The organism is Pontibacter harenae, assembly GCF_020907245.1.
Taxonomy (GTDB): Bacteria; Bacteroidota; Bacteroidia; order Cytophagales; family Hymenobacteraceae; genus Pontibacter; species Pontibacter harenae.
The window spans coordinates 279,659-302,037 of the sequence record NZ_JAJJWH010000001.1; the positions used below are offsets into that span (position 1 = coordinate 279,659).

General features: G+C 46.1%; 14 protein-coding genes and 1 riboswitch. Of the genes, 9 read left to right on the top strand and 5 right to left on the bottom strand.

Features of this window, described 5'->3' with window-relative positions; translation table 11 throughout:
- The first annotated feature begins 154 nt into the window (after positions 1-154).
- On the top strand, positions 155-559 hold the full coding sequence (locus LN893_RS01245) for a hypothetical protein (protein WP_229967489.1): 405 nt from the start codon (positions 155-157) through the stop codon (positions 557-559).
- Between the two features lie 163 nt (positions 560-722).
- Positions 723-1,121, top strand: a complete 399-nt coding sequence (locus LN893_RS01250; RefSeq protein WP_229967490.1) for a Dabb family protein — start codon at positions 723-725, stop codon at positions 1,119-1,121.
- 461 nt (positions 1,122-1,582) lie between these two features.
- On the opposite strand, the gene LN893_RS01255 is transcribed toward LN893_RS01250, so the two are convergent.
- From LN893_RS01255 to LN893_RS01270, 4 genes are all read right to left on the bottom strand, one after another.
- Positions 1,583-1,828, bottom strand: a complete 246-nt coding sequence (locus tag LN893_RS01255) for a transposase (protein WP_229967492.1) — start codon at positions 1,826-1,828, stop codon at positions 1,583-1,585.
- 251 nt (positions 1,829-2,079) lie between these two features.
- On the bottom strand, positions 2,080-3,129 hold the full coding sequence (locus LN893_RS01260; protein WP_229967494.1) for an SIR2 family protein: 1,050 nt from the start codon (positions 3,127-3,129) through the stop codon (positions 2,080-2,082).
- 141 nt (positions 3,130-3,270) lie between these two features.
- Positions 3,271-5,652 carry a ribonucleoside-diphosphate reductase subunit alpha gene (locus LN893_RS01265; protein WP_229967496.1) on the bottom strand — a complete coding sequence of 794 codons (2,382 nt, stop codon included), beginning with the start codon at positions 5,650-5,652 and terminating at the stop codon, positions 3,271-3,273.
- Positions 5,653-6,011: 359 nt separating this feature from the next.
- A complete protein-coding gene (locus tag LN893_RS01270; RefSeq protein WP_229967498.1) occupies positions 6,012-6,971 on the bottom strand; it encodes a ribonucleoside-diphosphate reductase small subunit in 960 nt (319 codons plus the stop codon).
- Between the two features lie 635 nt (positions 6,972-7,606).
- Here LN893_RS01270 and rplU point away from each other — a divergent pair.
- From rplU to metF, 4 genes are all read left to right on the top strand, one after another.
- Positions 7,607-7,918 (top strand): 50S ribosomal protein L21, encoded by a 312-nt coding sequence (rplU, locus tag LN893_RS01275; protein WP_229967500.1) that lies wholly within the window; start codon positions 7,607-7,609, stop codon positions 7,916-7,918.
- A 71-nt stretch (positions 7,919-7,989) separates the two neighbouring features.
- Positions 7,990-8,259 carry a 50S ribosomal protein L27 gene (gene rpmA, locus LN893_RS01280; protein WP_229967501.1) on the top strand — a complete coding sequence of 90 codons (270 nt, stop codon included), beginning with the start codon at positions 7,990-7,992 and terminating at the stop codon, positions 8,257-8,259.
- Positions 8,260-8,402: 143 nt separating this feature from the next.
- A riboswitch (SAM riboswitch) is annotated at positions 8,403-8,510 on the top strand.
- 42 nt (positions 8,511-8,552) lie between these two features.
- Entirely contained in the window at positions 8,553-12,299 is a 3,747-nt protein-coding gene (gene metH, locus LN893_RS01285) for a methionine synthase (protein ID WP_229967502.1), read from the top strand.
- A gap of 135 nt (positions 12,300-12,434) precedes the next feature.
- A complete protein-coding gene (gene metF / locus LN893_RS01290) occupies positions 12,435-13,391 on the top strand; it encodes a methylenetetrahydrofolate reductase [NAD(P)H] (RefSeq protein ID WP_229967503.1) in 957 nt (318 codons plus the stop codon).
- A 161-nt stretch (positions 13,392-13,552) separates the two neighbouring features.
- Here metF and LN893_RS01295 read toward each other — a convergent pair whose 3' ends face one another.
- Positions 13,553-14,311, bottom strand: coding sequence for a cyclase family protein (locus LN893_RS01295; RefSeq protein WP_229967504.1), 759 nt, complete (start codon positions 14,309-14,311; stop codon positions 13,553-13,555).
- A gap of 354 nt (positions 14,312-14,665) precedes the next feature.
- Here LN893_RS01295 and LN893_RS01300 point away from each other — a divergent pair, with 354 nt between their 5' ends.
- The 3 genes from LN893_RS01300 (at position 14,666) to LN893_RS01310 (ending at position 22,362) form a co-directional block, all read left to right on the top strand.
- Complete coding sequence (locus LN893_RS01300) at positions 14,666-18,178, top strand: VCBS repeat-containing protein (protein WP_229967505.1); 3,513 nt, start codon at positions 14,666-14,668, stop codon at positions 18,176-18,178.
- 198 nt (positions 18,179-18,376) lie between these two features.
- Complete coding sequence (locus LN893_RS01305) at positions 18,377-19,726, top strand: vanadium-dependent haloperoxidase (RefSeq protein WP_229967507.1); 1,350 nt, start codon at positions 18,377-18,379, stop codon at positions 19,724-19,726.
- 137 nt (positions 19,727-19,863) lie between these two features.
- On the top strand, positions 19,864-22,362 hold the full coding sequence (locus tag LN893_RS01310) for an FG-GAP-like repeat-containing protein (RefSeq protein ID WP_229967509.1): 2,499 nt from the start codon (positions 19,864-19,866) through the stop codon (positions 22,360-22,362).
- The last annotated feature ends 17 nt before the right edge of the window (positions 22,363-22,379 follow it).

The following is a 22,379-nucleotide window of genomic DNA, read 5'->3' on the forward strand; positions in this document are numbered from 1 at the left end:
ACTTTCAAGGCTTCTCTTTATTTATGCGCGGCTGCTTCCTTAAAAGCGGTATAACCAGAAACTTAAAAGGGCGTAAGATGTTTCGATAATTATTGTCTATACAAAAGTATCATCTAATTTTACGGGTGAGTTATTAGTAGGAGCGTATTCATTTATGGAATCTATTTTCTTCCAGAATCATGTGGTTACCATCACCCATGATAAGAGTTTGCAGTTAGGTACGGCTATCTGGGAGGGTTTTCTTTCTAGCCAAGAGTTTAGAGAGGCAATTACTACCTGTGTGCAGTTGATGGAAGGGCAGCGGCTCTTGAGGTGGCTAGGTGACAATCGTAAAATGAGAGTTATCCGTCAGGCAGATCAGGAGTGGTTTGTGGAGCATATTCTGCCAAGGCTCCATAGTTCAACACTGCGCCGAAATGCCGTTTTGGTGTCAGAAGACTTTTTCAACAAAACAGCCGTAGAGCAGATCTACAAGCGATCGGAGGGGCTAAGCGATCTGGTAACAAAAGATTTTGAAAATAAGGTATTAGCTATGGGTTGGTTAAAACAGCCCTTCTAGCATTATAGATATTCAGAAGGGAAAATATTATGGCGTTAGATTTGATGGACACAAAGCATCTAGATGTAAGGTTATCTTTCTAAAAGTTGTAAATCTTGCTCAAGAAGAGTATACTCGTATGCTATAGTTAGTTTGCGAGAACATATATATGCTTCAAGTAGCTATGAAGAAGATAACAGGTATAAGTTTAGTTGTGGTAGTTCTTTTCGCCACGTTGTTTATTACAGCATTTCAAAACCCTAAAAACGAGCCCGTGCGACATATTGTAGTTTTCAAGTATAAACCAGATGCAACTTCTGCCCAAATTGAAAAGGTGACCAAAGCCTTTGGTGATTTGCAAAATAAAATTCCTGGTATTGTAGCCTTCGAATATGGCGTGAACGATAGCCCAGAGAACAAAAACCTTGGCTTTACCCATGTTTACCAATTAACGTTTGAAGATGCCGCAGCACGTGATAATTACCTGCCGCATCCAGAGCATAAGACGTTTGGTGAATTATTGGGACAACTAGATATTCTAGAAGATGCTTTTGTAGTGGATTATGCTCCTGTAAAGCCTTGAACCTGCGTAGTAGCAGGAGGTTAATAGTGTACAGTCCCTTCTCAGCGTTGTCGAAATACACTACGCAGCCCATTTGCGTATGTAAGTGAATGCATTATATGCAACTGCCCTTCTCGGTAGCAGTAGCTGCCAGTTGTTTACCAGAAGTCTTCTGCTGTTGTTGGCATTTTCAGTTGCAACCATTGCTCTCGCTTAATCAAGGTAATGTGTTAGAAACCATAGTTATCTTTGTTTGTGAGGTAGAATCGTGCTGATGAATAAAGATATTCCTCAGGAGCAGTAGCTAGCTACCATTTCTCCTGAATAGGGTTATGGTGTGTATAATCCAGCTTTTGCTCTGTTACAGCAGTAGAGTAGCAGTACACCGACAGTGGGTTGCGTTCCCACAGTTGGTACTGTCGATCCTTAGCCCCACTCGAAACTTCTCCAGTACCGCAGGGTAGTGCTTTACCAGGTCAGCCTTAATTTGCTGTTGTATATTTTAAGAAGTCCCGCAGCACATTTTCCCGCCTGTGTGGCTCCTCCATTTTCCAGAGCAGGTGCAGGTGGTTAGGCATAATAACAAATCCGTATACCTTCACCCGCTTGTTCTCCACAAGAAACCGCAGGCTTTCAATAATGAGGTTCTTGTACTTGTCTGGCTTCAGGAGGTGTTTCCACTCAAGTATAGTAGCCGTGAAGAACGCTATGTGCCTCTGCTCGAACATGTGCTAAAATATTGTGGTGCACTCACTAAGGTTGTGCTGTGAGTGCTTGAACTGCCGCTTTTATACCTCTCTTGCGGCTTATGCCGTTACTGTTTCTCCTACAACACCCTCCGCCGTTGTTGTGTGTTGGCACCAACAACCACTGTAGCGCCTGCCTACTGTATTGCTTCAGTTGAGAAGGTAGGCTTATATGGAACTACTGCTATAACGTATTGCTGCGGTTGAGTTACGGCAGGGAAAGGAATATTTGTTTATGCTGTCGCAACAAAATTTGTGCTTTTAGTGCTAACTAGCTGATCAAACAACTTTATAAGGTCTGTTTCTGTTTTAATATGTTCAGTAGATTGTACATAAATGGGGAAATCGTAGTAAGATTCTAAAATGGAAGCTACTTCTCTAGGCTTATCTGAACATACTATAAGATGTGTGTTGGGCCTGTTGAAGGCTGTCCTAATAAGTTCTAGTAAATGAGGTTCGGTTTTAAAAGAGGCACCTAATACAACTAAACGCTGATATGTTTTTAGGTCCATAGCTAATTGATTATAATATGCTTTTAATACAGGGTCTTCTTTTATTAGTGTCTTTTTGAGGTTAGGGCTATTATAAATCATTACTGGATTCTCATTTATAATTCCTTTTTTTAGCTTCGTTGTTGAGTGTGTATTTCTTTTATACTTATATGAGCCATGTAAATGCCCCATAAGGTATGGCAAATTATTTAACTTCCATTGATTGAATTCTCCATAATGAAAGCTGTCTTTAAACAGATAGTCCTGTTTCTGACTCACCTTCCTTCGTTCTGTCAGTAAAGCATCAAGCACGCCATCATAGTTCAATGTGTAAATGTGCAGCTTCCTTACTTCGTTCTTTCGAAGAATATTAGAGAAGTTATCTCCTATGTGCGGTAGGAGCTTTTTGATGTTACTGTAACCGCCTTTGTTTTCAAATTCAGTAAAGCGATAGCAAATCCTCTTGATCTCATCTTGAAGAAGATTCCGATGTGAACTTACTGAGTATTCGATGTTGTAGTCTCTGCTTATCATGTTCTTGAATAGTTTAGATTCAAAGACTGTTTGGTAAAACTGGATAATTTCTTCACCATTTTTAGATGGGAAGGCGGAGCTCGGATTGTTGAGGATGTTATCCAGTTCTCCCCAAAGATTGTTCAATGCTAACAGGTCTCTATGTGCCTGTTCCAACTCCTGCTTGAGGTGAGACTTTGAACTTTCTTTGGAGTATTGGTTAATTATATCAGCAATAATATAATTAAGTCCGCTTCCGATTATGGCGACAGTTTTCATTATCTATTTTAAGGATATTTGGCTAAAAGCTATGACATCACGATTTCGCCTGCTAATTATAAATTAGTAATAACATAGGATGTACTTAGGTTGAGCAAAATAAAGGGAGAACTATAACTAGCTCTCCCTTTATAAGTTACCTTACGATCCGCAAGCTTCGCATGCGTCTGGGTTATCCAGTGAGCAGCTCATGTCGCTGCGGTTCTGATCTTGTTCCTGGTAGACTGGCGACAGCGTTTCGGCTGCCTGTTTCTCTACCGTAAACTTGATGGCATCTACCGCTGACTTAGTGCGCAGGTAGTACATACCTGTTTTCAGGCCTTTCTTCCAGCTATAGAAGTGCATCGAGGTCAGCTTACCGAAGTTCACGTTCTGCACGTGCAGGTTCAGCGACTGGCTTTGGCAGATGAAGGCACCGCGGTCGGCGCTCATGTCAATTACCGTACGTTGGCTGATCTCCCATACTGTTTTGTATAGGTCTTTGATGTGCTGCGGAATGTTCGGGATATCCTGTACCGAGCCGTTGGCTGCGATAATGTCCTGCTTCATTCTGTCGTTCCAAATGCCCAGCGCGATCAGGTCTTTCAGCAGGTGCTTGTTCACCACCATAAACTCACCTGAAAGTACACGGCGTACATAGATGTTAGAAGTATAAGGCTCAAACGATTCGTTGTTGCCTAAAATCTGGGCAGTAGAAGCTGTAGGCATTGGAGCCAGCAATAATGAGTTGCGTACACCATGCTCTATCACCTCTTGGCGAAGTTCTTCCCAATCCCAACGGCCACTGTCTGGTGTTACGTTCCACAGGTCGAACTGGAATTTACCTTCTGATAATGGAGAGCCTTTAAACGTCTCGTAATGTCCTTGCTTTTTAGCTAAGTCTTTAGAAGCCGTCATGGCAGCAAAATAGATCGTCTCGAAGATATCTTTGTTCAGACCACGAGCCTCTTCGCTTTCGAACGGCATACGCAGGTGAATAAATGTATCGGCTAAGCCTTGCACACCTAAACCAATCGGGCGGTGGCGCATGTTAGAATTACGAGCCTCTTCTACTGGGTAATAGTTAATATCGATAACCTTGTTCAGGTTTTTGGTAACATGGTACGTTACATCAAACAGCTTCTGGTGGTCGAACACCTTATGGCCGTTCTCTTCTTTCACAAAACGAGGCAATGCCAAAGAAGCCAGGTTACAAACAGCTACCTCATCGGCGCTGGTATACTCCATAATCTCGGTACACAGGTTCGAGCTCTTAATGGTGCCCAGGTTCTGCTGGTTGCTCTTACCGTTAGCCGCATCTTTATACAGCATGTAAGGTGTACCAGTCTCAATCTGAGACTCCAGCACAGCAAACCAAAGGTCTTGTGCTTTTATCGTTTTGCGGGCACGGCCTTCACGCTCGTACTTCTCGTACAGGCGCTCAAAGTCTTTACCCCAGCAATCGGCCAGGCCAGGTGCTTCGTGCGGGCAGAACAGGCTCCATTCGCCGTTCTCCTCCACACGCTTCATAAACAAGTCTGGTGTCCAAAGAGCATAAAACAAATCACGGGCACGGTTTTCTTCTTTACCATGGTTCTTGCGCAGGTCCAGGAAGTCGAAGATATCAGAGTGCCAAGGCTCCAGGTAAATAGCGAAAGCGCCTTTACGCTTACCGCCGCCCTGGTCTACGTAGCGGGCCGTGTCGTTAAACACTTTCAGCATAGGAATGATACCGTTAGAGGTACCGTTCGTGCCTTTGATGTAAGAACCCGTAGCACGCACATTGTGTATGCTCAGGCCGATACCACCAGCGCTTTGCGAAATCTGAGCGCACTGCTTCAGCGTGTCGTAAATGCCTGGTATGCTATCGTCTTTCATGGTAAGCAGGAAGCACGAAGAAAGCTGTGGCTTTGGCGTACCTGCGTTAAATAATGTTGGGGTGGCGTGCGTAAACCACTTCTCGGACATGAGATTATAAGTCTCGATGGCAGATTCGATGTCCTCCTTGTGGATACCCACGGCCACACGCATCAACATGTGCTGCGGACGCTCTACGATCTTGCCATCCAGGCGAAGCAGGTAAGAGCGCTCCAATGTTTTATAACCGAAGTAATCGTAGTTGTAATCACGGTCGTAAATGATAGTAGAGTCGAGGGAAGCAGCATGCTTGCGGATTACCTCATACACATCCTTCGAGATAAGCGAAGCGTTCTCGCCTGTTTTCGGGTCTTGGTAAGTATACAAGCGCTTCATGGTGTTCGAGAACGACTTGCTTGTAACCTTGTGCAGGCTAGAGATAGCCACACGCGCCGCCAGCACCGCATAATCGGGGTGCTTAGTGGTAAGCGAGGCTGCAGTTTCTGCTGCCAGGTTATCCAGCTCTACAGTAGTTACGCCGTCGTAAATACCGTCGATCACCTTCTTGGCCACCTCAATCGGCGACACATAATCCATATTCAAACCGTAGCACAGCTTTTCGATGCGTGCCGTAATCTTATCGAATTTAACAGATTCGCGTCTGCCGTCTCGTTTAACTACTAACATAACATATGCAATTAGTGGGCTTGAAAGGCCCAGGTTATTAATAAAAAAATATATATAGTAACCTCTGCTGCTGCAGAAGGTGGTTATACTAGGCCATGTAACTCAACCTGCTCATACGTGCACAGCAGTGTAAGCCGTTGTAGTACAAACGATTATAGGTAAAGCCAAATGCTTTTACTATATAGTGGGGTTGAAATGCCCGTTTAGGTGGCGGTGGTGCCAACTATGGTTCCGAAACAGCTTGTGGAGGCACGTTTGCTCCGACTGTTGTGTTTCGTAATTGATTACTAAAAGTAAATATGGGAAGGGAAAGAGTACTTCCCCTTTTGCTCCCGAAATTTACAACGTAAAGTTTATTCTTAAAAGTCTTCGTCCAGGCTGAAAACGTTTTTGTCTTTGTCGCCCATTACACCCGCCTTCTGGTAATCGCCCACGCGCTTCTCAAAGAAGTTTGTCTTGCCTTGCAGCGAGATCATTTCCATGAAATCGAATGGGTTGGTAGAGTTGTAGATCTTGCTGCAGCCAAGTGCTACCAACAGGCGGTCAGCTACAAACTCAATGTACTGGTTCATCAGTTTAGCGTTCATGCCTATTAAGTCTACTGGCAGTGCATCCGTCACAAACTCCTGCTCTATGCTTACCGCATCGCGAATAATTTCCAGTACACGCTCTTGCGGCAGTTTATTGTGCAGCATACTATAAAGTAAGCAAGCAAAATCGCAGTGCAGGCCTTCATCGCGCGAGATTAGCTCGTTAGAAAAAGTAAGGCCTGGCATCAAGCCACGCTTCTTCAGCCAGAAAATAGAGCAGAAAGAGCCAGAGAAGAAAATACCTTCCACAGCTGCAAAAGCAATCAGGCGTTCAGCAAAGTTTTCGCTCTCGATCCAGCGAAGCGCCCAGTCTCCTTTTCTTCCAACAGCAGGCACTGTTTCCAGCGCATTAAATAGATGGTCCTTCTCGCTTTGCTTCTTTACATAGGTATCTATAAGTAAAGAGTACGTTTCGGCGTGAATATTTTCCATCATGATTTGGAAACCATAAAAGCATCGCGCCTCAGGTATCTGCACCTCATTCATGAAGTTCACGGCCAGGTTCTCGTTCACGATACCGTCAGAAGCGGCAAAGAATGCAAGCACGTGGCTGATGAAATGACGTTCTCCGTCGTTCAGGTTTTCCCAGTCCTTAAGGTCCTGGCTTAAATCTATCTCTTCGGCAGTCCAAAAACTGGCTTCAGCTTTCTTGTACATCTGCCACACCTCGTCATTCTGTATCGGGAACAGAACAAAGCGGTTTGGATTCTCTTTCAGTATTGGCTCCATAAGCTAAAATTTAAAAAAGTAAAGGGTTTAGCATTCGCATGCTGGCAACCTCTGCTGCTCTCAATAGTTAAGCAATACCTAAGAACCAGGCTGCCGGAACATTGTGAATTCAAATATAGAGAAATGAACTCTAAAATGAGGGTTAAAGTTTTTCAATTTGTCCACAAATGCATAATCACTTGATTAAGTGTTTGTTGTAATAAAATTAACAGCAATGTTAACATTCGTTTCGATGCATATATTTGATAAATAATATTCCTGATTATATATGTTTAGCTGTGTTTTTAGTGCAAAACCGCTCTGCTGATGCTCAGGGGGCTTTAAGCTTGTGGCCAGAGAATATAAAGTGCAATTTCAAAACAAAGGTCAAAGCCGTGTCTTCTTCTTGTGTTGTGGTGTTTGTGGATAAGGTGTGCTCTTTGATTTTGCTGTAACTAGTTGGGGTGAAGTGTTTTGTGGGTGTTTTTGCGGTTGTGTCAAAAAAAGAAGTGTGGATTTCAACATGGTTTTCCACATTACTGTTGATTAAGGTTGATATTTGGTGATAACCAGTTAGAAACAGAAAAAATCGCTTGCAAAATTAGAATATGTGTCGTACTTTTGCGGACTAAATCTAAAAATATACATTGAAGCTGATGTACGCAATTGTAGAAATCGCAGGTCAACAGACCAAAGTAGAGAGCGGTAAGTTCATCTACGCTAACAAGCTTTCCGGCAATGAAGGTGACGCCGTTGAGTTCACCAATGTTCTTCTTACTGATGACAACGGTACTATCACAGTTGGCGCTCCTTTCGTAGAGGGTGTAAAGGTAACAGGTAAAATCCTGACCTCCCTAGTGAAAGGCGACAAAGTGATCGTTTTCAAAAAGAAGAGAAGAAAAGGATATCGTAAAAAGAATGGTCACCGCCAGCAGTTTACGAAGGTTCTTATCGAGAGCATTGGTTAAGCAGTAAGAAGAAATTAATCGTGAAAACTTTTCAGGTATAGTTCGCTAGCCTGAGTTAAACTTTAAAAAACATGGCACACAAAAAAGGAGCTGGTAGTTCTAACAACGGCCGTGAGTCGCATTCTAAACGACTTGGTGTTAAAATTTACGGTGGCCAGGATATCATCGCTGGTAACATCATTGTAAGACAAAGAGGTACTGCCCACCACCCAGGCACTAACGTGGGTATTGGTAAAGACCACACACTGTTTGCTTTAACAGACGGTGTTGTACAATTTAGAAAAGGAAAGAAAGATCGTTCTTACGTTTCTGTAGTTCCTAAAGTACAGGCTGAGGCGTAAGCTACGCAGCATCAACTGCTCAGGCAGTAAACAACAAAAGGGAGAGGTGCAAGAGCGCCTCTCCCTTTTGCTTTATAAGAACCCTTGCTGTAATTAAGGGCAACAAAATTTTACATACTCCATATATCTTCTTAAATTGCAGCTTCTTATCAAGAAAGACTGAGGGATAGGGCCCGACGATGTCTTAGCAACCATGAACTGAAGCTTGGTGCTAACTCCCTCCTGGTAACCATGTCCAGGGAAGATAAGAAAGATATCCCCTCCAATACCTGGGTGTCCTTCTTGATAAGCGAATGCTGAAGACTAACGAGAAGAAGACGACACCGAAAATGACAGAGCATCCTATACATAAATTGCTGAAAGAGCGTGTACTCGTGCTGGATGGCGCGATGGGTACCATGATTCAGCGCTACCAACTGCAGGAGGAAGATTTCAGAGGCGACCGCTTTAAAGATCATGCCAGCGACCTGCGGGGCAACAACGACTTACTTTCCATTACACGTCCTGATGTCATCAAACAAATTCACCTCGACTATTTAGAGGCTGGTGCTGACATTGTGGAGACCAATACCTTCAGTGGCACTAGTATCGCCATGGCCGATTACCACCTGGAGCACATCGTGTACGAGCTGAACTACGAATCGGCGCGATTGGCACGTGAGGCTGCTGACGAGATAGAGGCTAGAATTCCTGGCAGACCACGCTTTGTGGCAGGCGCCATTGGCCCAACTAACCGTACGGCTTCGCTTTCTCCAGACGTAAACAATCCTGGCTACCGCGCCATCACCTTCGACCAACTGGTGGAGGCTTACTATGAGCAGGTGCGCGGTTTAGTAGACGGTGGCTGCGATGTGCTGCTAATAGAGACGGTGTTTGATACACTTAACTGTAAGGCTGCTCTTTTTGCCGCAGAGCAATATGTGCAGGATGGCGGCAAAGAATTGCCGATCATGGTATCAGGTACCATTACGGATGCCAGTGGTCGTACATTGTCTGGCCAAACGGTAGAGGCTTTCTGGAATTCTATCTCTCATGCACCCATCATCAGCATTGGTTTTAACTGCGCCTTGGGAGCACGTCAGCTAAAAACGCACATACAGGAACTATCCCGTATTGCGGATGTGCATATCAGTGCCTATCCAAATGCCGGCCTGCCAAATGCCTTTGGTGGCTACGATGAAACAGCGGATGAGATGGGTGCCATTGTAGAGGAATACCTCAAAGAAGGCCTGATAAATATATTGGGCGGCTGCTGTGGTACCACACCAGATCACATCCGCCGTATTGCAGAGCTTTCTGCCAAACATAAACCGCGTGTTGTTCCTGAGCTGCCTGCTTACTCGCGCTACAGTGGGTTGGAACCGCTTACTATCACACCAGAAACCCTGTTTGTGAATGTGGGCGAGCGTACGAACGTAACTGGATCTAAGAAATTTGCCCGCCTGATTGTAAGCGGAGAGTTTGAAGAGGCGCTTTCAGTAGCACAGCAGCAGGTAGAGGGCGGTGCCCAGATCATAGACGTGAACATGGACGAAGGTATGTTGGACTCAGAAGAGGCCATGACCAACTTCCTAAACCTGATTGCATCCGAACCAGAGATATCCAAGCTGCCAATCATGATCGACTCCTCTAAGTGGACGGTGTTGGAGGCAGGCTTGAAATGTGTGCAGGGCAAATCAATTGTTAACTCTATTTCTCTAAAAGAAGGCGAGGAAAACTTTAAACAACAGGCACGCAAAGTGCGCCAGTATGGTGCCGCTGCCGTGGTGATGGCGTTTGATGAAGAAGGCCAGGCCGACACGCTGGAGCGAAGAATTGAAATTTGCGGACGCGCTTACCGCATTTTGACAGAGGAAGTGGGCTTCCCACCACAGGATATCATTTTCGACCCAAATATATTAGCCATTGCCACTGGTATAGAAGAGCATAATAACTATGCGGTAGAATACCTGGAATCGGTAAAATGGATAAAAGCAAACCTGCCGCACGCCTTGGTGAGTGGTGGGGTAAGTAACCTTTCTTTCTCTTTTAGAGGAAACGACCTGGTGCGTGAGGCCATGCACACCGTGTTCTTATACTATGCCGTGCAGGCAGGTATGGACATGGGTATCGTGAACGCGGGTATGATGGGGATTTACGAGGAAATTCCGCTGGAGCTGCGCAACCTGATCGAAGATGTGATCTTTAACCGCCACCCAGACGCCACCGAAAAGCTGGTGAATTATGCCGAGACGGTTAAAGGCAAGGGGAAAACGGCTACAGGTGCCGACACTGCCTGGCGTGATGCGCCTGTGGAGGAGCGCCTGAAGCACTCGCTGGTAAAAGGTATAGTTGAGTTTATAGACGAAGACACTGAGGAAGCCCGTCAGAAAGCGACCAAAACGCTGGATGTGATTGAAGGCCCATTGATGGCAGGTATGACCGTGGTGGGTGATTTATTTGGTGCTGGTAAAATGTTCCTGCCGCAGGTAGTGAAGAGTGCCCGTGTAATGAAGAAGTCGGTGGCATACCTGTTGCCGTTTATGGAGCAGGAGAAGCTGGCGTCCGATACCTCTAAATCTACGGCAGGCACTATACTTATGGCTACCGTAAAAGGCGACGTGCACGACATCGGCAAAAACATTGTGGGTGTGGTGCTGGCCTGTAACAACTATGAGGTTATTGATATGGGCGTGATGGTGCCGTTGGATAAGATTCTGGCGGAGGCCGAGGCGCAGCAGGTGGATATTATTGGGTTGAGTGGCCTGATTACACCTTCACTGGATGAGATGGTGTATGTGGCTCAGGAGATGGAGCGAAGAGGCCTGAAGATTCCATTGCTGATTGGTGGCGCTACCACCTCGCGTGTGCATACTGCCGTAAAGATTGCGCCGCAGTACAGTGGGCCAGTTATACACGTACACGATGCCTCGCGCAGTGTAACTGTTGTTAGCAACCTGCTCGGCAGCAACCGCGATAACTATGTAGCCGAAATAAGAGCTGAATACGCCCAACTGCGCGAAGACCACCTGAACCGCACCAAAGACCGTGCTTTTGCTACCATAGAAGAAGCGCGAGCGAACAAGTATAAAGTGAACTGGCAGGAGTCGAAGCCTGTAAAGCCAAGCTTCCTAGGCAATAAAGTATTTAACCATTATCCTTTGGAAGAGATTGTGCCTTACATCGACTGGACGCCTTTCTTCCATACCTGGGAGCTGAAGCGGCAGTATCCAAAGATTTTGGATGACGCTGAATTGGGAACTGAGGCACGCAAATTATTTGCTGATGCGCAGGAAATGCTGCAGGAGATTGTAGAGAAGCAGTTGTTAGAAGCACGTGCCGTAGTTGGTTTCTATCCTGCCAACGTAGAGGCAGACGACACCATAGAAGTGTACGCCGATGATTCACGTGAAAACGTGCTGACAGAGTTCCACACGCTACGCCAGCAGGGTAAGAAAGGTGCTAACGTTCCAAACCTGGCCTTCTCCGACTTCTTGGCACCCAAAGAAACAGGCGTGCAGGATTATATTGGTGGCTTTGTAGTATCAGCAGGCTTCGGTATCGAGAAACTGATCGAAAAGTATGAGGCTGACCATGACGACTACCGCTCCATTATGGTAAAGGCCCTGGCCGACCGTTTGGCAGAAGCTTTTGCAGAACTAATGCATGCTAAAGTGCGCAGAGAACTGTGGGGATATGCACCAAATGAAGCCTTAGCAAACGACGAGCTGATAAAAGAGCAGTACCAAGGCATACGTCCAGCACCAGGTTACCCTGGCTGCCCAGACCATACTGAAAAAATCACGCTGTTTAACCTGCTGAAGGCTGATGAAGCCACAGGCATTATCCTGACAGAGAATTTAGCGATGTATCCTGCTTCTTCAGTAAGCGGTTTATACTTCTCACATCCAGAGTCGAAGTACTTTGGCCTGGGTAAGATAGGCGAAGATCAGGTGGCAGACCTGGCGCAGCGCAAAGGTATGCCACAGGAAGAACTGGAGCGTTGGCTGTCGCCGAACCTGAACTATGAGCCGACGCCAGTAGCGCAGCAGGCAGTTTAATTTTTAGATGTTAGATATTAGACGCTAGATTTTAGATTTCTCACTGATGTATAAAATTAGAGTCGTTGCTGAAATAAAATGTCTAGTATCTAACGCTTAACATCTAATACCTAAATAAAGCACCCGAAAAAATAGATGAAAGTAACGGACCACTTCAAGAATGCGAACGGTAAAACCATGTTTACATTCGAGATATTGCCTCCTTTGAAGGGAGAGAACATGAAGACGCTTTTCGATCATATCGATCCGCTGATGGAGTTTAAGCCACCGTTTATTGATGTGACTTACCACCGCGAAGAATATGTGTACAAGCAGCGGGAAAATGGCCTCTTGGAGAAACGTACTACACGAAAGCGTCCTGGTACGGTTGGTATATGTGCCGCCATCCAGAACCATTACAAAGTGGATACGGTGCCGCACCTGATCTGCGGCGGCTTCAGCAAAGAGGAAACTGAGAACGCCCTCATCGACCTACATTTTTTAGGTATAGATAATGTGCTGGTGCTGCGAGGTGACTGTGTAAAGAGCGAATCGCGCTTTACGCCAGAGCCAGGCGGTCATCATTATGCCACAGAGTTGTTAGAGCAGGTGGTGGACATGAACAACGGCCGCTATATAGACGATGAGCAACTGAATACCAATGGCACTAATTTCTGCATCGGCGTGGCAGGTTACCCAGAGAAACACTCAGAGGCTCCTAACATAAGAGCCGACCTGCGTTGGCTAAAAAAGAAAGTCGAAATGGGGGCTGATTATATTGTCACGCAGATGTTCTTCGATAATCAGAAGTACATCGAGTTTGTGAAGCTTTGCCGTGAGGAAGGTATAAATGTGCCAATTATTCCAGGCTTAAAGCCGATCACTACAAAGTCGCAGCTAACTGTACTGCCAAGCATATTCCACATAGATATACCTTGTGACTTGGCAGATGCCATAGAGAGCTGCCCAGACAATAAGGCTGCCACACAGGTAGGTATAGAATGGGCTATCAAACAGTCGAAGGAGCTGATGGAGTTTGGTGTGCCGTGCCTGCACTATTACTCTATGGGCAAATCTGGCTCAGTTAGGAAAGTGGCAGAGGCATTGTTCTAAAGAGCAGTTAACTATAACGGGAGTGGCTTGCAAGGTTTTATACTTTGCAGGCCATTTCTGTTTTTAATCTTAAGTTGTTACTAAAGATCAAAATCAGCCTCCGCCGTTGTTGTGTGTTTTAGCCAACCACCACTATGGCGCTTGCTGGCGCTATAGTCCCTTCACACATCCAGCCGATACAAAACAGGCTTACTTGGGCTGGCATCCAACTGCAGGCTGGCAATTTGTAGGTTCAGCAAGTATAATCCGTCTTCTATGGTATCAGGAACATAAATAAGTTCTGTGATGGTGGCGCGGCGGCGTGTATTGTAAGGGTACTGCCAGAAAGCACGGTGCGCCAGTAGCTTGCCCCCGTCCTGCTCACGATCTACAGATGGTAAGTCCAGTAGCAGGTGCTCTATGCCTAAGGCCGTTAAGTATTCCGCCAGCAGGTGGTTAAGGTAAGGCGGGTTTGTGCCCGAGTAGTGACGGGTAAACTTATCTTCTGTATTAGGCAGCGTGCGAAGTATAAGGGCTTCTGGTTTTATGCCTTCTAGCTGCTTCTCTACATCTTCCAACAGCACTACCTCATCACCGTTCTCTAGCTTCTGCGGCTGCACCGTAACTAGCTGCGCTACGAACAGAAAGCGTTTGAGGCAGTTGTGTATGGTAGCGTCCGCATCCGCAGAAATATGGCCGTAGCATTCGGTGTGGGTGCCGTTTCCGTGAGGCGTTACGTGCACGCGCTTGTAGTTAGTACTACCTCCTTCAACCACGCTTCCTACAAACTCCCCCACCCTTATGGTTTCAAAAGCAACAGGCTCTGCCCAAAAGCATTCTGCCTGAGGCTCCCCCTCGTGCAGGGGTATTGAAATATCGAGTGGCTTCAGCGGATTGAACGTATAGGTTTGGTCCTGGTAAGTGATGGTGGCGGTAGTCATTTGGTATGGGGTTTAGGTAATGATAGCAGAAATTGACGAGAAAAGTTTTAAATGCTACACAAAAGCTAAACAACTAGTGGCCGTAGTGCAATTGTAAGGGCTAAGCTTTCCTAAAGTTGCTTAATGCCGATGATGCATCTGTATCATAGGCATTAAGCAACCACTGCATGGACTTTCTTACAATTAACCTTGCTTGCTCTATCCTGTTTTTTCCTTAAAGAAAGATTAATCTTAACTTAAGGAGTTATTTAGCTAATAATTGTGTTTAAAGTTGCCGCAAATTTCATAGCTTCAAAACGTTGTTTGGCTTAAAATGCGCAAATTTTTCTCTTCTTATGTTTTCTCCCGCATAGTATGAAGCAATTTTTCTCTCTTTTTATAGGTGCTGCTTTACTATTAAGCAGTTGTAATAAGGACAAGGAGGGGCAACTCTTCCATTTACTGTCTCCTGAGCAGACTGGAATATCGTTTAGTAATGACCTGCCTGAGAACGATACATTGAATGCCATTGAATATGATTACCTGTATAACGGTGCGGGTGTGGCTATTGGCGACATCAACAACGATGGGCTACAGGATGTCTTCTTTGGCGGCAACATGGTGTCTAGCAAACTTTACCTGAACAAGGGCGACATGAAGTTTGAGGACATCACAGAAAAGGCTGGGGTTGGCACAGATCGTTGGGTAACAGGTGTATCGATGGCAGATGTAAACAGTGATGGGTTTACTGATATCTACATTTGTGTGGCTGGGCCAAATAAAACAGTCGAAAAGCCAAACATGCTGTTTATTAATAACGGCGACGGTACCTTCACAGAGGCTGCCAAGACGTATGGCCTGGCAGATACAGGTTATAGCACCCAAGCGGCCTTCTTCGACTACGACAAAGACGGCGACCTGGACATGTACCTGCTTACGAATGCGCTGGAGAGCTTTCCGCGCAACAATGCCCGTCCTAAAAAAGTTGATGGCCAAGGCCTGAGCACCGATAAGCTGTACCGCAACAATGGTGATAACACCTTTACCGATGTTTCAAGGGAAGCTGGCATCCTGATTGAAGGGTATGGCCTGGGCTTGGGTATTGCGGATATAAACAACGATGGCTGGCTGGACATATACGCGGCAAACGACTTTATCACCAACGACCTTCTGTACATCAACAACGGAGACGGCACTTTTACAGACTACTCAAAGCAATACATGAAGCACCAGAGCTGGAATGCCATGGGCACTGATATTGCTGACTTCAACAATGATGGCCTGCTCGACATTATAACTGTTGACATGCTGCCCCCTGACAACCAGCGTGAAAAAACTATGATAGCGGCTCCCAACTACGACCGCTACAAACGCAACCTCACTTTAGGTTACCAACCGCAGTATATACGTAATACTTTGCAGCTTAATAACGGCAACGGTACTTTCAGTGAAATTGGCCAGTTGGCAGGTATCCATCGGACAGACTGGAGCTGGGCGCCTTTGTTTGCTGATTACGACAACGATGGCCATCGTGACCTCCTGATCACGAACGGCTACCGCAAGGATGTTACGAACCTAGATTTTATCATTTACAAGCGCCAGGAAGGGCAGTTTGGAGACAACGCACACCAAGCTAAAACAATGGCGAAACTGATCAAGGAGCTTCCTGGCGTAAAAGTGCACAACTACATTTACCAAAACACAGGAAACCTTTCTTTTACAGATAAGTCGGAGGAATGGGGGCTGGATGCTCCCTCCTACACCAACGGTACCGCCTTTGCCGACCTGGACAATGACGGCGACCTGGACCTGATCATGAATAACATTGGTGAGTCCGCCTTCATCTACAGGAACGATGCAAATATGCTGCCTGACCGGCATTACCTGCGCATCAAACTGGAAGGCGACGCAAAAAATAAAGCTGGGCTTGGCGCAAAACTTACGTTAAAGTATGGTGGCCAGCAACTGTACCACGACCATTCGGTGTATCGTGGTTATAAGTCTACAGTAGAAAATGTAGCCCACTTTGGCTTGGGCAAAGTTACCCAAGTAGATGCACTGGAGGTGGTATGGCCAGATGGTAAGCAGCAAACACTGCAAAATGTAAAAGCCGACCAGGTTCTGACTGTACGTTACGAGGATGCTACAGCTCCGAACGCTGCACCTACCTCAACAACTATCGCTATGCTTTTTCAAGGGCTCGACAGTGCCGAAACAGGCATCCGTTACCAGCACCATGAAAATGATTTTGTCGATTTCAAATTGCAGCCCCTGCTCATGCAAAAGTACTCACAGGGAGGTCCAGGCATTGCCGTGGGCGATGTGAACGGGGACGGGCTGGAAGATTTTTATGTGGGAGGCTCCTCCGATGCCTCTGGTAAACTTTACCTGCAACTATCGACAGGCAAATTTAATGGATCGCCCTTTACGGATGCAGTGAAGCACGGCGATGACATGGGTGCATTGTTCTTTGATGCAGACGGTGACGGAGACCTAGACCTGTACGTGGTAAGCGGGGGGAGCGAGTTTAAGGAAGGAGCTGCGGAGTACCAGGACCGACTTTACAAAAACGATGGCAAGGGAGTGTTTACCTTAGATGCCCCTGCATTGCCTAACCTCAGAGCCAGTGGCTCCTGCGTAATAGCGGCAGATTATGACCAAGACGGTGACCTGGACTTGTTTGTTGGGGGAAGGGTGGTGCCACAGCGGTATCCTTTACCAGCTAACAGCTATATACTTCAGAATGACGGTGGCAGGTTTACCGATGTAACAGATAAAGTCTGTCCAGAACTCAGGGAGATGGGCTTGGTTACTGCTGCGCTCTGGACAGACGCCGATCAGGATGGGCAAATAGATTTGATGCTAGCTGGGGAATGGATACCTGTTACCCTATTTAAAAACAAAAATGGCCAGTTGAAGAACGCTACAAAAGATTCTGGGCTGCAAGATGCAATTGGTTGGTGGAGCAGCTTGGCTGCTGGTGATTTTGATAACGACGGAGACATAGATTATATAGGCGGTAACTTCGGCCTTAACTCAGACTACAAAGCATCCGCTGAATATCCTATTACAATTACTGCAAAAGACTTTGATAACAACGGAAGTATCGACCCAGTGCTAGGCCGTTACCTAATAGGGGTAAACTACCCCGCTCACCCGCGCGATGCCATGACAGACCAGATGGTTTCGCTACGCCGGAAGTTTCAAACTTTTCAATCGTATGCCAGCACAGGTTATGGCGATTTATTTTCAAAGGAAGAGTTATCAGAAGCCATTGTAGCGAAAAGCACCCATCTACAAAGCAGCTATATCGAGAACCTGGGGAACGGGAAATTTAAAATTAGCCCACTACCAGTACAGGCGCAGGTAGCACCAGCCTTTGGTTTGCTGGTAAACGACTATAACGGGGATGGTAACTTAGACTTACTGCTAACAGGCAACAACTACGGCACAGAAATACAGGCAGGTTGGTACGATGCCTCCATTGGATTATACTTGCAGGGCAACGGGAGAGGCGGTTTTGAACCTGTTTCTGTTACCCGAAGTGGCTTTTTTGTGGACACGGATGCGAAAGGCATTGCTGAGCTTACGCTACCAGATGGTAAAAGCATGGTACTCTCCACCTCAAATCAAGGTCCTGTGAAAACTTTCACCTATGTGCAGCAGAAGGAAATGATACAGTTGAACCCTTCTGACGCCTGGGCTACAATAAAGCTGCAGGATGGAAGAAAAGTGCGACACGAGTTTTACTATGGCTCAGCTTACTTGTCGCAGTCGTCTAGAACGTTGGCTGTACCAGCAGGAGCCCAAACCATCATTATCTATGACTTTAGAGGCAAGAGCAGGCAGGTGGTGCCTCAGGCAAGCAGGATAGCACAGCGTCCATAGGTTTTGGTACATATTGTTCTCTTTCCGCTTCCATCCACCTTGAGGATAAGTAAATTATGATCTATCGTAGCCGATACAGGAACTTGTTTTATTAGAAAGTAATTAGTTACTTACCATGAAATTGCAGTTTTAGTGCCATAAGCATATTTCATTGCGGCATGAAACTAATTACAGTATCTAAGTATCCTTTCAAGAAATATGAAAAGTATCAAATCGCTGCTCCTTTTACTTGTTATTCCCATCCTGTTAGGCTGTGAGGAAAAACATGATCAAGCTGGCTTAGACAAATTCTCGCAGTCGCAACTGATCGTGTGGAACAGGCATTTAAGCGAGATTATCATCAAAGATATCTTTACTCCGCCTGTTGCCAGCCGAATTTACTCTTACCCGAACATTGCGGCATACGAAGCCTTGGCTCCTGCCTATCCTGCTTACAAATCGCTTTCAAGCCAGTATAATGGCTTATCAGCAATTCCTCAGCCTGATAATACTAAGGAGCTGTACTATCCAGTGTCGAGCATCATCGCCTTTTCCACAGTCGGCAAAAAGCTTATTCTAGACGAGTTGAAGATCGAAGAGTATGAGGCGGAGTACCTGGCGGAGCTAAAAAAAATCGGCATTCGGGAAGAGGTACTGAACAACTCTATTGCGTACGGACGAGAGGTGGGAGAGCATATATTAGCTTGGGCAAAGAAAGACGGTTATGTGGAAACACGAGCACTTACCAGACATGTTGTTTCTGCCAAGCCGGATACCTGGCAGCCCACTGCGCCTGACTACATGCCTGCCGTAGAACCCCATTGGAACAAAATAAGGCCTTTCGTCATGGATTCTGCAGCGCATTTTAAGCCTCAGTTGGCAACTAAATTTGACTCTTCGGCTACATCTGATTTTTACAAAGAGGCGATGGAGGTTTACAGCATTGTAAAGAATATTGATGAGGAGAAACTTCTCATTGCACGTTTCTGGGACGATAACCCAAATATATCTTATACAAAAGGGCATGTTACCTATTTCCAGCAGAAGTTAACTCCTCCTGGCCACTGGGTTTCTATCGCCAGTTCTGCTATCCGCAAAAATAAACTAGATATGATGGAAGCTGCCGAAACTTACGTAATGGTTACAACGGCACTCGCTGATGGTTTTATTTCCTGCTGGGATGCCAAGTATGCCTATAATTCCATACGTCCTGACACATACATAGAGCGCTATATTGATCCAGATTGGGACCCAATACTGCAGACTCCTCCTTTCCCGGAGTTCCCGAGTGGGCATAGCGTTATATCAGCGGCGGCAGCTTCTGTACTTACCCATAAATTCGGAGATTCCTATGCTTTTATTGATTCTACACAGATGGCTATAGGCTTGCCAGTACGCAAATTCAACTCCTTTAACGAGGCGGCTTTTGAAGTAGGGGAAAGCCGGATCTACGGAGGTATTCACTTCCGCCCTGCCTGTGACCTTGGAGCTGAGCAGGGAAAGGCTGTAGGGAACTACGTCGTATCTAAATTACAAACCCGCAAAGCAGGACAAACAGCAAAGCTGTAGTCTGGCAGCCTTCGTTTTTGATAAATAGTTTTTTAAAAAGCAGTTTGCATAGGTATATATCCAGCAAACTGCTTTTTCCAATTTAAAAATCCATGTTCGCATTATTTAAAGTCTGTCCACTGTACAAGGTAAGGGCTGTGTCATTTGCAGCAATACTTCTTCTTGCTAGCTGCAACAACAATCAGCAAGAAGGACAGAAAGAAATAGCAGTAGAGACAGCTGCAGCACCCATGTTATTCGAGAGCCTCTCTGAAACAGAGACAGGCATTTCCTTTTCGAACACGCTTACAGAAACTGAAACCCTCAACGTGCTGGAGTTTGAGTACTTCTATAATGGCGGCGGCGTGGCGGTAGGTGACTTTAACAACGACGGACTGCAGGATATCTTCTTTTCTGGCAACATGGTGCCCAGTAGGCTATACCTAAACAAAGGAAACCTAAAGTTTGAGGACATTACCAAGCAGGCTGGTATCAATACTTCTGGTCGCTGGGCAAGCGGCGTAGCTGTAGCAGATATAAATAACGATGGCTACCAAGACATCTATGTGTGTGTAACAGGCAAAGTAAACCCGCAGCAGCGTAAAAACCTGCTTTACATCAACAACCAAGATAATACCTTCACAGAGGCAGCACAGCAATATGGGCTTGCTGACGATAGCTACTCCACGCATGCCGCTTTGTTCGATTATGACAAGGATGGCGACCTAGACCTCTACCTTCTCAACCATACATTGGAAGAGCAAAACCCAAACCTGCTGCGCCCTCAGTTACGGAACGGCTCTGGGAAAAACACAGACAAACTATACCGTAACAACGGGAATAACACTTTTACAAATGTCTCGAAAGAAGCGGGTATATTGGTGGAAGGCCATGGTCTGGGCGTAGCCATCAGCGATATAAATCAGGATGGTTGGCCAGATGTTTACGTATCAAATGACTACCTCTCGAACGATATCCTATACCTGAACAACGGCAACGGTACCTTCACAGATAAGGCTGCAACTTATTTTAAGCACCAGAGCCAGTCGGCCATGGGCAATGATGTGGCCGACTTCAACAACGACGGACTAGTGGACATCATCACGATGGATATGCTGCCAGAAGACAACCTGCGGAGTAAGCTGATGTTTGGAGGAATGAACTACGACCGGTTTATGGCCGAGATTAAGAACGGTTATGTTCCGCAGCATATGCGCAACACGCTGCAGCTCAATAACGGCGATGCCTCTTTCAGCGAAATAGGGCAACTGGCGGGAGTGCACAGCACAGACTGGAGCTGGAGCCCCTTGCTGGCCGATTTTGACAATGATGGCTACAAAGATCTTCATATAACCAATGGCTTCCCGAAAGACATTACCAACCGCGACTTTATCATGTACCGCATGCAGGGCCTTAACAGCAATGTGCCAACGGAGGTACTGAACAAGCAGTTTATGAAAGTCATAGACCAACTGCCAAGTGCCAAGAAGTCGAACTACATGTACCGGAACCAAGGTGACTTTACCTTTAGCAATCAGACCAAAGCCTGGGGCCTGGAGGTGCCGTCTTTCTCAAACGGAGCAGCTTATGCCGACCTGGATGGGGACGGCGACCTGGACCTCGTGACGAACAACATAAACGGGAAAGCATTTGTATACCGTAACAACGCAGAAAAACAAATTGGGAACAACTTCCTCAGGATAAAGCTACAGGGAGATAAAGCAAATGCAGCAGGCAACGGTACTAAGGTTAGGCTGTCTCGGGAAGGCAAGGAGCAGTTTCAGGAATACTCGCCTTACCGGGGTTTTATGTCCACGGTAGAGCCTCTACTGCATTTTGGCTTGGGCAAGGATTCCAAGATAGCTGCCGTAGAGGTAACCTGGCCTGACGGCAAAGTACAGCGGCTCGAAAATGTGAAAGCCAACCAGGTACTTACGCTGGCTCATAAAGATGCTGTAGCCTCAAAGAAGCCAAAGCAGAAGGCGGCAGCCCAACTGTTTCAAAGCGCCAATACCAAATACAAGATAAACTATACCCACAAAGAAGAACCATACATCGACTTCAAGGTTCAGCCACTATTGCCGCACAAGTATTCTCAAAATGGCCCAAGCATTTCAGTGGGCGATGTAAACGGTGATGGCTTGGAAGACTTTTATATAGGAGGTGCCTTTAAGTATCCAGGAAGAGTTTTTCTTCAATCAAAGAATGGCACCTTTACAAGCGCTGCTATCACGGACCAAACGAAGTTTGAAGAAGACATGGGCAGCCTACTCTTCGATGCAGACGGCGACGGTGATCTGGACTTATATGTAGTGAGTGGGGGAAATGAATTTCCAGTCAACTCGCCCTATTTTCAGGACAAACTCTACAAGAACGATGGCAAGGGTAACTTTACCTTAGATATGCAGGCTCTGCCCAACACAACCTCCAGCGGGTCGTTTGTGACAGCGGCAGACATAGACGGCGACGGTGACTTGGATTTATTTGTAGGAGGCAGAATGCGCCCGCAAGGCTATCCAGCTCCTGCCAAGAGCTACATCCTACTGAATGAGGGCGGTAAGTTCCGAAATGCTACAGCGCAGGTATGTCCAGCACTACAGAAGCTGGGAATGCTCACTGCTGCCCTCTGGACTGATTTTGATATGACCACGCAGTAGATTTAGTTATAACAGGA